The sequence below is a fragment of the Thermobifida alba genome (genome assembly GCF_023208015.1).
GTDB lineage: Bacteria > Actinomycetota > Actinomycetes > Streptosporangiales > Streptosporangiaceae > Thermobifida > Thermobifida alba.
Window position 1 is genome coordinate 3,303,224 of the sequence record NZ_CP051627.1, and the last position, 13,423, is coordinate 3,316,646.

Genomic DNA, 13,423 nt, shown 5'->3' on the forward strand with positions numbered 1-13,423 from the left:
TCGCGGGGGCGGCCGGTCATCGGCCTCCCATGGCCTGGTCGTTGGTGTACCTGCGTTGCGCGCCCTCGGTGACCGCCCGCTCGGCCTCCTGGATCGCCGCGCTGATCACGGGCGCCTCCGCGCTCGTGTACCAGGGGCGCATCCGCAGCAGGGTCGCCTGGGCCGCGGTGGCGAAGAGGAGCGCCTCGCCCTTGCCGATCCGGCGGATGTCGGCGCCCTCCATGACCTCCTGTCGGCGCAACTGCACCGAGTGGTTGCCCTTCCCGTCGCCGTAGCTGAACGACGTGGTGGACACGTCGTGCTGGCCGATCAGCTTGGACAGCGCCTCGACGATCTTGTGGTCGTCCAGTCCGGCGCCGAACAGCTTGACGGTCGCGGCCGACCACATGGCCTCCATCCCGTTCTCCGTCCACACCCGCACCCCCTGGCGGTAGCTCTGCAGGATGGTGACGGGGACGATGCCGCGGGAGCCCAGATGCGAGTAGAGGTCGGGCAGGTCCGCGATCTTGCAGATGTTGGCGGCCTCGTCGAGCACCGCCACCAGCGGCGGGTCGAGTCTGCCGCCCATGCCCTCGGCGGCCTCCTCGGCGGCGATGAAGATCGCGTCGGTCATCGCGGCGATGAGCGGGGCCGCCGCCGAACGCGACTTGCTGAGCAGGTGCAGCGTCTGCCGGGAGCGGACGAAGTCGCGGGGGTCGAACTCGTCGACCTCGGGGTCGTCCGGCGGGGTCACCCAGGCCATGATCTCCGGGTCGTCCAGGCAGCGGGCCGCGGTGCGGGCGGTGGTGTAGATGCCGTCGCGCGTCTCGCTCACGATGTTCTGCGTCTCGCGCAGCGCCTCGGCGTAGGCGACGAACCCGTGGTCGAAGAGGATCTCGATCGGCCGCGGCTGCTTGGCGTCGTGCAGCCACTCGGCCACCCGGTCCATGCTCTCCCCCGCGAGCGCCGCGGCCAGCGCCAACTGCGAGATGAGCGCCTTGGCGGCCGGACCCCACATGTCCTTCTTGGAGTCGTCGTCGTCGATCGTGAGCACGAAGTGGCTGGCCAGCCGGTAGGCGTCCTCGACGGTGCGGACGTTGCGCAGCGGGTTCCACCAGAAGGTCTGCGGCTGGTGGGTGATGTGCTGGGGGTCGAACAGCCAGACCCGCTCGCCGGTGCGCTCCTCCCGCAGCTTCGCCGTCGCCGCCCAGACGTCGCCCTTGTTGCTGGTCGCCAGGGCCGGTCCGGGGGCGTTGAGCACGTAGGGGATGGCCAGGGCGGTGGTCTTGCCGGCCCGGGGCGCCATGTAGGCGAGGACGGTGTCCTCCCACGACGCGAACAGCCGCTTCCCCGTTCTGCCGCGGGGCATCTTCACGTCGCCGAGCACCAGCCCCACCTCGGCCTCCGGCAGCTCCTTCGGCTTCTTCCCGTTCAGGCTGGTCTTGCGCAGCCGCACCGCCTTCTCGGCGGCCTCGGGCAGCGCCAGCTCCGCGACGTCGGAGTTGTTCACGTTGAGCACGCTGACCGGGTCGTAGCCGCCGCCGATCCGGGCGCGCACCCAGGGCGTGACCGCCCGGCCCAGCAGGACCAGGCCGGCGGCCTGCACGACGCAGAACAGCACGACCAGGAACGTGGGCGTGCCCGGCCACGCGCTCTCGGTGTCCCCGGTGAAGAGCCAGAACGCCCACCGCACGCCGAAGGGGGCCACCTCGCCGGGGGTGACCAGCGCGGCGAGCCACGCCGCCAGCCACACCAGGAACACCAGGGCGACCACGCCCCACAGCGCGAGCACGACGAGCAGCGGCGGCGTGCCCGCCGCCATGATCCCGCCGCGCGGCTGGTACTTCCTCGTCTCCTTGGCCACCGTGCTCACCTCCTGCGGATCGCCTGGTCGGTGTCGTACAGCTCGAACTCGTCGCCGGTGAGCGTCATCTGCACGGGGATCCCCAGCCGCTCGGCGCCGGTCTTGATGAGGTAGCGGCCCCGCCCGGGGTGCAGGGTGCCCGGCTGCCAGGAGTCCGGGGAGGACCACGACGACACCAGTTCCTGCTCCGGCTGGGTGAGCGGGGTGATCTGGTTGACCCGCGCCAGTTCGCGGGGCGGCAGTCCGGCGAGGACCGTGATGGCGGACCGGTCGACGAACCCGCGCGCCTTGGCCCGCTCCTCCTCGCTGGCCAGCGCCTCCAGGTCGCTCAGCGAGTGGGTCACCATCACCGACGCCATGCCCTTGCTGCGGTTGAGCCGGGTCAGCGAGTCGGCGTACTCGACCAGGCCGGGGGCGCCGCGCAGGGCGCGCCACAGCTCGTCCATGACCCCGATGTAGGACCGCGGCCGGATGACGCCGTGCTCGGCGAGCAGCGTCGCCGCGTCCACCATGCCGAACCCGTAGCTCCAGGTGCACAGCATCGCGGCGGTGAGCAGCTTGTCCCCGGCCGCCCCCACCCGGGAGATGTCGACGCTGATGCCGGGGGCCGACAGGTCGATCGGGTTGGTCGTCGGCCCGTCGAACACTCCGGCCAGCGACCCGGTGCACAGCAGCCGCAGCGTGAACACCAGGTCGTCCACGCGCTCGTCGTAGCGGTCCCCGGCTTCGGCGCGGGCCATGCGCCGCAGCTCATCGGGGCCCTCCTCGACCACGCGGAGCACGTCGACGACGGTGGGCGGGGTCTGCGGCCCCAGCCGCTCGTCGAGCAGGTCGACCGCCGCGCCGAGCACGACCTCCTCGGCGTTGGTGATGCGGTCCTCGCGGATCAGCGTGCACAGCGCCATCAGCAGCGCGATGCGCCGGGAGCGGACCTCCCAGCGGAGCTGCTCGCGCTCCTCGGAGCTGAGGTGGAGCAGGGACGCGCCGAGCGGTCCGGCGTCGAGGGGGTTGATCCGGTCCAGTCCCCGGCCGATCCGCACGACCTGCCCGCCCAGGTAGCGGATCAGGTTGGTGTAGTCGGGCTTGGTGTCGCCCAGGATGATCGCCTGCGTCCCGAACGCGACCGCCCCGGTCACCATCCGCTTGACCAGCGTCGATTTCCCGGTTCCCGGTTGTCCGAGCACGAAGCAGCCCGGGTTGGTGACGAGTCCGGCGCGCAGCCAGGCCAGCGGGTCGAGGCACACGACCTCGCCGGAGAGCAGGTCCCGGCCGATCGGGGTGCCGACCGCGGGCGGCTTGCTGCTGGTGACGAAGGGGAAGAGGCCGCACGCCTGGGCGGTGGTGGCCTGGTACTCGGGGACGTGGGGGATGTTGACCGAGACGCCGCCGTCGCGGTGCGCCCAGCCCATGACCGGGGGCGGCAGGTCCTTCGCGCTGCCGTGGGCGGCGTCGGTCCACTTCCCGCCGCGTTCGCGCCGGGGCGGCTTCCTGCCGCGGGCGGCGGCGCGCTGGGCCGCGCGTTCGCGCCGGGCGCGCGCCCGGCGCTCCTTCCGTTCGGCGCGGGACGACCGGGGGGCGGGCGCCGCGGAGCCGGTTCCGTCGTCGGGGGTGGCGACCATGCGGGACCTCCTGGTCGGGTCAGTGCCGTTGGGCGAGGTAAGGGGGGCAGATTCCCAGCGGGAGCGTGGTGGCGAAGGCGACGTCCTGCGCACCCCACGCGCGGCGCAGGCGGATGCGCGACGTCTCGGCGGAGGACTCGGTGTGGGAGACGGCGCGGTCCAGCTCCTCGGGGTTCTCCACGGTGACCGACGTGTAGAGGCTCATCTGCACCAGGCCGGCGCCCATGGTCTCCTCGCGGGCGGCCTGCCGCGCGTAGGCCAGGTCCTGGCTGTCCCGGGCGCTGACCCGGTGCCGGACCCGGGCGGACAGTTCGCTCTTGTACTGGGCCGCGGTGTTCTGGCTCTCCAGGGCGCGTGCCGCGGAGGAGGCGGGCCAGGGCCGGAAGAGCAGCGTCGTCCGCTTGTTCCACCGGGTGGGGGTGAGCAGCTGCGACAGGACGGTGCTGGTCACGTGGGTCCGCGGCGCCTGCTGCCAGACCCAGGCCACGCTCATGCCGCTGTCGTGGATGTAGCGGTCGTGCAGGGTCTCGGCGGCCACCGGGGTGGCCTCCGACCAGTTGGCCGTCTCGATGCCGTCCTCCGCGGCGTCGAGCATCTGCGCCATCACGCCGCGGGCCGCCGGGTCGTAGGCGCTGCGGACGGTGGCGACGAGCTGTTCGGGGGTGGCCCGTCCGATCACGCTGACCCCGCAGCCGCCCAGACCGTTCTCGATCTGGTTGAGGAAGTTGTTCACCTCCGCCGCGGCCTCCATGCGGCCCTTCGGGTTGGTGGGGAAGCGGCGGGGGTCGAAGGTGATGGAGATCCGGGTCTCGACCTGGGCGCTCACCGCGGGGGCCAGGGACACCAGCTCGCCCAGGATGCGGCGGGCCGGTTCCGGGGAGTCGGGGTCGACCTCGGCCGCGATCTTGTCGCGCAGGGTGGCGCCGGGGTCGGGGCTCGACTCGACGGTCACCGCGATCCACGGGACCCACGGCATGTAGCCGAATCCGGCGAGCCAGTTGTGCCAGTTGGCGACCCAGGTGTCGACGTCGCTCTCCTCGGCGAGCCACACCGAGTTGGAGGACACCAGGATGGTCGCCGTCATGTGGCCGAGGCGGCGGTTCCAGGCGATGCCGAACCTGCCGTTGCGGCCGTCCTCGACCGAGAGGAGGGTGATCGGCGCGAGGACTCCGGGCAACTGGAACGCGCGGGGGTGCTCCACCATGACCCCGGCGCGGTAGCGGGTGCGTCCGAGGACGGTCGCCCACCACCAGCGGACGCGGGTCAGCACGAAGCCGAGCAGGGAGGTGCCCTGCACCGGGACGAGGGCCAGGGCGAAGAGCACCACGAGGGGCGGCACGAGGTAGGCGGCGTAGCGCTGGTCGACGAACATGACCAGCATGAGCACGACCAGGCTGGCCATGAGGAGCATGGTGGAGGTGAAGCCCAGGCCGAGCAGTCCGATGCTGCGTTTGCGGCGCCACCCGCCGTAGGTCCGCTGTGTCATCTTCTTCTCTGTCCTTGGGTCTAGAGCGCGCCGTCAGGGAGGTCACCGGGGTCGTCGCCGGCTCCGGTGGGCAGGGAGGGGCTGTCGCCCACGGCTCCGGTGGGCGGGGAGGAGTCGTGGCCCGCGGCTCCGGTGGCGACCGGGGGGTGGGCCGGGACGTCCGGTGTGGGGGCGTGCGGTGGCGGGTCCGGTCCTCCGGAGTCGGACGCCCCCTCCGCGGGAGCGCCTCCGCTGGTGGGAATGACCGCTCCGCTGGGCGTCGACGGTCCCGGATCGCCGCTCGCGCCCCCGGAGCCGCCGGTCGCTTCGGTCGGGGCGGCGGCGGGGAGGGCACCAGTCGGGACGTTTCCGCCGGGGGTGTCGGCCCCGCCGGTCGAGACCGGGGACACCGTGGCCCCGCCCGGCATCCCCGCACCCGTCGGAGTCACCGCACCGCCCGTCGGCCCGCCGTCCTGCCCGTAGGACACCGGAACCGCACCCGGCACCCCCGAGCCCTCCGCCCCGGTCGCACCCGTCGGAGTCACCGCACCGCCCGTCGGCCCGCCGTCCTGCCCGTAGGACACCGGAACCGCACCCGGCACCCCCGAGCCCTCCGCCCCGGTCGCACCCGACGGAGTCACCGCACCACCCGGAGCGGTACCGGACTGGCCACCCCCGTCCGGCCCACCGCTCGACACCGGGGACACCACGGCCCCGCCCGGCACCCCCGCACCCGTCGGAGTCACCGCACCGCCCGTCGGCCCGCCGTCCTGCCCGTAGGACACCGGAACCGCACCCGGCACCCCCGAGCCCTCCGCCCCGGTCGCACCCGACGGAGTCACCGCACCACCCGGAGCGGTACCGGACGGGCCGCCCCCGTCCAGCCCACCGGCCCCACCGGTCGAGACCGGGGACACCGTGGCCCCGCCCGGCACCCCCGCACCCGTCGGGGTGGCGGTGGACGGTCCGCCCCCACTGGGGGCCCCGGTCCCGCCGGTCGAGAGCGAGGAGGCGGGGGGACCGCCGAGCGTCCCGGTCCGGACGGCTCCTGCGGGCGCGGCCATGCCGGTCGTTCCGGTTCCGGGGTCTGCGGACGTACCGCTGTCCTCCGCGCCTTCGGGCAGCGCCGAACCGTTCTGCGTCCCCGCGGTGCCGTCCTCCCCGGGGCCGCCTCCGGTACCGGTCGAGGTGCTCGCCGCCATGAAGGTGCCTCCGTCCCCCAGGGCGGTCGCCCCCAACGTGGTCGCCCCCGTCGTGAGCGCACCGCTGGCCGACGCGATGGTCGCGGCCGAGGGCAGCCCCTGGTCGATCGCCGCGGCCCGGCTCACCGCGCCGGAGCCCTGCACGGCGTTGCTGGCGCCGAAGAACCCGAAGCCGCCGCCCCCGCCGCCGCCCCCGCCACCGCTCGAGCCCGCGGCGGCGCCGGCCGCGCCGAAGGCGACCGCGCCTCCGGTCAGCTTGGTCGCCACCGTGCCGAGCAGGCTCCACAGCATCGGCAGCGCGCCGGTGGCGATGAGGATCAGCGCGACACCGAGGAAGTACTGGAAGACGCCGTCCTCGTCCCCGCTCGACTCGTAGTAGAAGACGAAGCCGAGGGCGTAGACGAGCGCGATCACCGGCTTGTACAGGATGGAGCCGAGCAGCCATCCCATGATCCTGGAGAAGATGGTGGTGCCCGGCCCGGGGATCATCGCCGCACTGGCCGCGAGCGGCAGCACGGCCGCGCAGATGTAGACGATTCCCTGGGTGTAGAAGAGCGCCACGATCTGGATCGTGGCGCCGACCACGACCGCGATCCCGATGATGATGCTCAGCAGCAGCCGGAAGGGGCCGGTGATGATGTCCCCCTCGGGAATGCTGGTCAGGTCCTCGGCGAGCCGGTCCCCGAAGTTCTTCGCGACGCCCTGGCCGAGGATGTAGTCGGCCAGCCCGTTGCCGAGGTCCACGATCCCCTGGACGACGAAGACCCCGGAGAAGGTCGTGAAGACGAGGACCAGCAGCGCCTTGACCGTGTCCATCATCGGATCCAGGCGCCGGTACCACAGCAGCCGGATCGCCGCGATCAGCAGGCCCGCCGTGGCCAGCAGCGTCACCAGCGGGAAGACCAGGTTCTGGAAGGCTGCGATGCCTTCGCTGCCCTGGATCCCGCCGGTGTTGCTCACCGCTTCGTTGTTCCAGAGGACCCCGAAGACTCCCTCGATGGCGGGTGCGATCAGTTTGCCGATGTCCTCGGACAGTTCCTCAAGACTGGCCATTGCACTTCCTGGTCGTGTCTGAGCCTTCGGGACACGGAGCCCCCGGACGGTCTCGGGCGCCGGTGCGGCGCCGGGGCGGTTCGGTCAGATTTCCGCCGGCAGCGAGGGCGAGGGGTCCAGGGTGGGCATGGGCACCGGGTTGGCGTCCAGGTGGACCTCCAGGTAGGCGTACCAGGTGTCGAAGGCGCTTCCCGGGGAGACGCCCAGCAGCACGCTGACGACCGGGGCCGCGACCACCAGCAGGATGATTCCCAGCAGCACCCACGGCAGTTCCCCCATGCCGCGGGCGGCGATCCAGGGGTCGCCGGTGAAGTTGGCCTGCACCATCTTCCCGGCGATGATCAGGAGCGCGAGGATCGCGATGACGGTCCCCAGGCCCATGACCCAGCCGAGAACGGTGTTGCCGCAGTCCTGCCACGCCGGGTCCTCCGCTCCGCAGGGAGACGCGGCGAGCAGCGGGGCGGTCGGGACGTCCACTTCCTCCTCCTTGCTCTACACGGACGCGATGAAGACGCCGTCGTCGGTGTCGGTGTCGGTGTCGGTCTCCGAACCGGAGCCGGACACCAACGTCATGACCACCGTGACGGCGATGATCATGAGGAGGATCCCCATGACCGTCCACAGCAGGCCGCCCACACCCTCGACGGCCACGTCGGACCGGCCGAGCCTGCCGACCACGATCTTCCCCGCGCAGTAGAGGACGCCGATGACGGCGATGACGACGATGACTCCCCGGCCCCACGCGAGCAGCTGCTCCAGGGGCGGCAGGACACTGGTCGGAAGCTGCGGTTCGGGGGTCCAGGCCCAGGGGAGCGGGCCGCCGCCCGCCTCCGCCGCTCGCATCACCGCGGCCTGCCCGCGCACCGACGCTCTCAGCAGGATGGGCACGGTCTCTTCCTCGTCGTTCCGGGTGCCGTGGCCGACGGGGGGCCTCCGACCACGGCACGGTGTCCGCCACAGGGTCCGGGATGGATCAGGTCTCGGTTCCCAGATTCGGGAGCAGGGCCGTGATCAGCGGAACCGCGATCAGCATCAGCGAGATGCCGAGGATGGTCCACACCAGGCCGCCCACACCCTCGGCGGCCAGGTCGGACCGGCCGAACTTGCCGACCGCCATCTTCCCGGCGCAGAACAGCACGCCGATGATGCCGATGACCACGACGACGCCGCGGCCCCAGGCGAAAAGGGTGTCGATGGAGGAGAACGCACCGGAGGGCAGTGTGATCTCCTCGCCCCAGGGGTTGTTCCTGACGTCCGTGTTGAGCGGCACCATGGCACTCGTCTGCATTCTGACGAATGCGTTGAGCAGCAGATTCATTGTGACTCTTCTCGTCCCTTCGTGTCCGACGCTTCCGGTTCCCTCTCCCCGCACGCCTCGCGAATCTCCGCGAGAGCGCGCTCGGCCTTTCTGGGCAGCCTGACCTTGTCCGCGTCCGCGGTGTCGGCGTAACGCAGTCCGGCGACGAACGGAAACCGCACGATTCGCGCGACCCGGTCCTCGACGAGCCGGAACCGCACCGTTGCCTCGCGGGGTTCGGGACCGGAACCGTCGGCGACGATCACCAGGCAGGAAATGGCCGCCCCGGATCCGCTGAGCCCGGTCACGGCCTCGACCGTCCGCGCCGAGGCGGGCGCGCTGTCCCTGGTGACCAGGAGCAGCGGCCGGCCGAACGTCTCGACCTGCCGTGTCTGCGGCGTGTAGCCGCCCAGATCCCACGGCGTACCGAGCAGTGCCGCCAGCGTGCTGGTCCCCGCACCACCGTGGCAGCCGAGCAGCACCGCGTCCACGGACCCGGTCGTGTCCGCGATCGCCTCCGCCCGGGCTCCGCGACGTCCGGCCTCCCGGTTCGGCCGACGGCCGAGTGCCACCACCACGACGGTCACCTCCTCATCACACGCTTGGGAATTACCCGATGCCCCGGACATTTCCAGCGTCTCCGGTGTCTCCCGCGTAGACGCGGACCGCGGCACAGAAGTTCTCCCTCTTCGAGAGGATTCTTGGCCACTTCCGGCCAAATCTCCCCAGAACCGAAATGACACAGAAACCATCCCACGATGGTGGGGCGAACAGAGACAGACGAAGGAGAGTCCGTTCCCCACCGGCCATGACCGAAATGACCAGGAAGCCGACCGAAACAACGGCGGACGGGCACCGCGCCCCGGGATTTCCCCGGCCGTCCCCGTGCCGTTGTCGGCCGCCGTGAGCAGGATCGGTGAGAGGCGATCGTGAACGACTTCGACAGCAGTCCCCGGCGGACGGTCCTCGTCGTCGCCGCCACCGTGGTCGTCGTGCTGGTCGTGGGGTTGTCCGTGACGCGCCTCTTCGGTGGCGGCGCCGCCGAGCCTCCTCCGGCCGCCCCCTCCTCTTCGGCCACCGACGACGCCGCCTCCCCCGCGGAGAGCGCCGACGTGGTCGCTCTGCTGCCCAACTCCGTGCCCGAACTCCGCCGGGCGGCCGCGGTCGCCACGGAGTTCACCGAGGTCTTCTTCGGCACGGACGGCGACCGCGAGCAGCGGATCACGGAACTGGCCCTGCCCGGATACGCCGAGATCCTGACCGCCCAGGAGACTCTTCCGCCGTCCGTCGGAGAGGCCCCCGGGGGGACGGCGGAGACCGCCGTCACCGCGGAGGTCATCGGCATCCGCGACCTCGCCGCGGACAGCGTCACCTACCTGGTGCGCGCCGACGTCACCACGTCCGGCTCCGCCGGGCAGCGGTTCGAGTACGCCGCCACCCTCGTGCGCCAGGACGGCACCTGGCTGGTTACCGGCTTCTACGACGCGGCCCTCGGCGACTCGGGGGCGGGCTGACGTGGGCGCGCCGCGACTGCGGGAGCTGTGGCGCGCCGTGCGGACCCGACTGCGCCCCGCCCGCCGGGAGGACCTGGGGCGCAGCACGCTCTCCCACGCCCTGACCGCCTCCCTCTTCCTGGGGTCGGTCACGCTCGTGGTCGGCCACGAGCAGATCTTCGACTACCTGGGCCTCACCAGCGGCTCGGGAGGCGCCTGCGCCACCTCGCTGGGCGGCTTCACCGGCGCGGCCGACCCCGACACGATCCCCGAGAACTTCCTGGAGTACGCCAGGGAGGCCGGCGAGCGGTTCGACGTCCCGTGGGAGTACGTGGCCGCCCTCTCCTGGCGCGAGACCAACCACGGCCGCATCCCCGACACCCTCCACTACGGGAGCCTCGGGCGGCTGCCGAGCGGCATCGTGTACGGGACCGCCAACCCGGCCGGGGCCGCGGGTCCCCTCCAGTTCGGCATCAAGCACCCGGAGACCGGGAAGACCGGCGGTCCGCTGGGCGACGCCGCGAACACCTGGGGCGGTGAGGCGGACCAGCCCGCCAGTGAACGCAAGCCCAGGCCCGGCACGAACGGCCAGTGGTTCGGCATCGACGGCAACGGCGACGGCCGCGTCAACGTCTGGGACCCCGCCGACGCCGTGCACTCGGCCGCGGGCTTCCTGCGCTACTGGATGGACCGCGGCCACAGCATCGAGTGGGCCGTCGGCCGCTACCACGGCTCCGGGGTGGGCGGAACCTACCAGGTGGCGGTCAGCAACAAGGCCGCGCAGTACCGCAGCGGCGACTTCACCGTCGCACCGCCCAACGGGGTGAAGACCGACTGCACCCAGGCGCTGAACGGCACGGCCGTCGAGAAGGCCATCCAGTTCGCGCGGGCGCAGACCGGCAAACCCTACATCTGGGGCGGGGTCGGCCCCACCGGCTACGACTGCTCGGGGCTGCTCCTGAAGGCGTACGAGGCGGCCGGGCTGCCGAAGCGGTACCTGGACCACCGCTGGACCACGCACACCCTGTACGTCATGGAGGCGGCCCAGACGGTCCCCTCCCTGGACCAGGCCCAACCCGGCGACATGATCCTCACCGGCCGCGAGGGCGGCGGCATGCCCTCCCACGTGTCGATGGTGACCGGGCGGCGTGACGGAAAGCTCTTCGTGATCGAGGCCTACAGCTCCAGGGTGCCGCTGTACGCGCAGATCCACGAGCACGAGTTCGACTCAGGCCTGTGGCGGCAGGGCGAGATCCGCAAAATCGTCCGGGTCAGCCACCTCTTCTCCTCCGGCGACGCCTCCCAGGAGGTGTGACATGCCCCCGACCCACGTCCCCGCAGTCCCCCGTGGTCCACGCGACCACCCCCGCTCCAGGGAGGCGTACCGGCATGCGTGACCTGTTGCTGTTCCACCGTGAGCGGGCGGCGACCGTCGTGGTCGTCGCCGCGCTCCTCCTGTTCGCGGCCTTCGTCCTCGTGCGCCTTCCCGGCGGGGACGGGGAGGACGGCGCCGACGCCCCCGGACCGTCGCTGCACGACCTGCTCCCGCTGTCCGAGACGCAGTTCCAGCGGGCGCTGGCCGCGGCGGTCGAGCACGGGCGGGCCCTGGGCACGTTCGATCCCCGGGAGCCGGAGAGGGAGTACTTCGACCGGCTGGCGGAGACGGCGGCCCCCGAGTACGCGCAGCACCTCTCCGCCGAGGGTTCGGCGACCGACGCGGTGGCGCGCCGACTCGCCGAGTGGGACCGTCCCACGTCGGGGGCCGCCGAGGTGACGGGGGCCCCGATGGTCGCCGCCTCGCTCCTCACCCTCGAACTGTCCCTGCGCGCCGAGGAGGCCGCCCCGGACGGGCGGGAGTCCCTGCACCTCGGCGAGGTCCAGGTCTCGCTGCGCGAGGACGGCGGAACCTGGCTGGTCATCGGGGTGACCGACACCGAGCGGCTGGAGGCGCTGCACGGCGAGGGGGTGGTCTGAGTGGGCCGCCTCCTCCGGCGCCTCTTCCAGCGGAGGACGTCCGACGCGGGCAGGATGAGCCTGGGCGCGGGGACCGCCCTCTGCTTCACCGGGATCTTCGCCCTGGTCACCGGGGTTCAGGTGGTCAGCACCGCCGACGTGGGCACCGCGGGCGGCGGCTTCCGCTCCGGCGACATCCCCTACCACGCGGCCGACATCCCCCCGGGGTCCCTGGTCGACTGCGGCACCGCGGGCCGGGTCACCGAGCTGACCTGCAACGCCTACCGGACCATCCTCGCCAACTATCCCGAGTTCGACCGCCCCGGGTGGCGGGGGTGCCTCCGCACCGGCGACAGCGGCGACCACGGGGCCGGGAAGGCCTGCGACTTCATGACCAACGTCAACGGGAGCCGGGGCACCGCGGAGCAGAACGCCCTCGGGTTCGACCTCGCCCGCTGGCTGATGGCCAACCACGAGCAGATGGGAATCAAGTACCTCATCTGGCACCAGCGGATCTGGAATCCGGGTCCGGGCTTCCGGGACCCGCCCTGCGTCGACGAGACCAGGCCCGAGACGTTCGCGCAGAGCTGCTGGCGGCTGATGGAGGACCGCGGGAGCAACACCCAGAACCACTACGACCACGTGCACGTCTCGTTCCTCCACTGAGGAGGAGGCGGCCGTTCCGGGCGGACCGCCCGGAACGGCGCAGAACCGGAAACCGAGAAGGAGAAGAAGGAGGTGGGACATGGCCCTCCCGCTGATAGCCCTCGGCGCCCTCGGCAGGGTCGCGCTCTCCGTGGGCGCCCGGCTGCTGGTCCGGCAGGGGGTCAAGACCGTGGTCCGCCAGGGCGTCCGGCAGGGTGTCCGGCACGGGATCCGCCAGGGCCTGCGGGGATCGGTGCGGCAGAACGGCAAGGACTTCGTGTCGGACCTCGCGTCGGACGCCGTCGGCAGCCTGGTCCCCAACCCGCTCGACCCCATGGGGATCGTCGACGCCATCACCGAGGAGACGATCGGCTTCAACCCGACCAGTCCGATGTCGGTGGCCGGCCACTTTGCCGAGCGGAAGCTGGGCTACGACCCGTTCGACCCCGTCGCGGTCTTCAACGAGCACTTCGGGGAGTCCTCCGACAGGTCGGCCAGGGATCCGCGGTCCTTCGCACGCGGGGGCCGCGACGACCGGAAGGGGTTCGGCCTCGACGGCATCCCCTTCAGCTTCAACGGCGGCCTCTTCGGCGACCTGGCCAAGCTGGGAGGAGTCGGCGCCCTGGCGGGACTGCTGCTCGCCGTCATCAGGAACCTGGCGGAGGCGGGAAGCAGGAACCGCGCCGACGGCGGACCGGAAGCCTCCCCCTGGCGAGGGGGCCGCGGCAGCGGAAGGAGCGACGGAGGCGTCCACCACGTCGGATTCGTCCCGATCGCCTCCGCCTACAGCGGCGACGACAAGGCGCCGCAACTCCAGCAGGGCGTCCTGCTGGGCGCCTGACCACCCACGACA

Annotated in this window: 13 protein-coding genes; 5 read left to right on the forward strand and 8 right to left on the reverse strand. The window is 72.2% G+C overall.

Translation table 11 applies throughout. The features are described 5' to 3' along the window. Positions 1 to 16 precede the first annotated feature (16 nt). The 8 genes from FOF52_RS14600 to FOF52_RS14635 form a co-directional block, all read right to left on the reverse strand. Entirely contained in the window at positions 17 to 1,843 is a 1,827-nt protein-coding gene (locus FOF52_RS14600; RefSeq protein ID WP_248590507.1) for a type IV secretory system conjugative DNA transfer family protein, read from the reverse strand. Positions 1,844 to 1,848: 5 nt separating this feature from the next. Continuing rightward, positions 1,849 to 3,462: a hypothetical protein gene (locus tag FOF52_RS14605; protein ID WP_248590508.1), complete on the reverse strand. Its 1,614-nt coding sequence runs from the start codon at positions 3,460 to 3,462 to the stop codon at positions 1,849 to 1,851. Between the two features lie 19 nt (positions 3,463 to 3,481). After that, complete coding sequence (locus FOF52_RS14610; protein ID WP_248590509.1) at positions 3,482 to 4,948, reverse strand: SCO6880 family protein; 1,467 nt, start codon at positions 4,946 to 4,948, stop codon at positions 3,482 to 3,484. A 20-nt stretch (positions 4,949 to 4,968) separates the two neighbouring features. Continuing rightward, on the reverse strand, positions 4,969 to 7,182 hold the full coding sequence (locus FOF52_RS14615; RefSeq protein ID WP_248590510.1) for a hypothetical protein: 2,214 nt from the start codon (positions 7,180 to 7,182) through the stop codon (positions 4,969 to 4,971). A gap of 84 nt (positions 7,183 to 7,266) precedes the next feature. After that, entirely contained in the window at positions 7,267 to 7,659 is a 393-nt protein-coding gene (locus tag FOF52_RS14620; protein ID WP_248590511.1) for a hypothetical protein, read from the reverse strand. A gap of 15 nt (positions 7,660 to 7,674) precedes the next feature. Continuing rightward, a complete protein-coding gene (locus tag FOF52_RS14625) occupies positions 7,675 to 8,070 on the reverse strand; it encodes a hypothetical protein (RefSeq protein WP_248590512.1) in 396 nt (131 codons plus the stop codon). 85 nt (positions 8,071 to 8,155) lie between these two features. Next, a complete protein-coding gene (locus FOF52_RS14630; protein ID WP_248590513.1) occupies positions 8,156 to 8,500 on the reverse strand; it encodes a hypothetical protein in 345 nt (114 codons plus the stop codon). Next, complete coding sequence (locus FOF52_RS14635) at positions 8,497 to 8,970, reverse strand: hypothetical protein (protein WP_248590514.1); 474 nt, start codon at positions 8,968 to 8,970, stop codon at positions 8,497 to 8,499. Before FOF52_RS14635 ends, FOF52_RS14630 begins: the two co-directional genes overlap by 4 nt. Before the next feature lie 438 nt (positions 8,971 to 9,408). Between FOF52_RS14635 and FOF52_RS14640 the strand changes: the two genes are divergently transcribed. From FOF52_RS14640 to FOF52_RS14660, 5 genes are all read left to right on the forward strand, one after another. Beyond that, positions 9,409 to 9,993, forward strand: a complete 585-nt coding sequence (locus tag FOF52_RS14640) for a hypothetical protein (protein WP_248590515.1) — start codon at positions 9,409 to 9,411, stop codon at positions 9,991 to 9,993. Position 9,994: 1 nt separating this feature from the next. After that, a complete protein-coding gene (locus tag FOF52_RS14645) occupies positions 9,995 to 11,287 on the forward strand; it encodes a C40 family peptidase (protein ID WP_248590516.1) in 1,293 nt (430 codons plus the stop codon). Positions 11,288 to 11,361: 74 nt separating this feature from the next. Continuing rightward, positions 11,362 to 11,946, forward strand: a complete 585-nt coding sequence (locus FOF52_RS14650) for a hypothetical protein (protein ID WP_248590517.1) — start codon at positions 11,362 to 11,364, stop codon at positions 11,944 to 11,946. Then, the gene (locus tag FOF52_RS14655) at positions 11,947 to 12,591 is read left to right on the forward strand and encodes a VldE C-terminal domain-containing protein (protein WP_248590518.1); all 645 of its coding nucleotides are present in this window, start codon (positions 11,947 to 11,949) and stop codon (positions 12,589 to 12,591) included. It begins immediately after the preceding gene. Positions 12,592 to 12,670: 79 nt separating this feature from the next. Beyond that, a complete protein-coding gene (locus FOF52_RS14660; RefSeq protein ID WP_248590519.1) occupies positions 12,671 to 13,411 on the forward strand; it encodes a hypothetical protein in 741 nt (246 codons plus the stop codon). Positions 13,412 to 13,423: the final 12 nt, after the last annotated feature.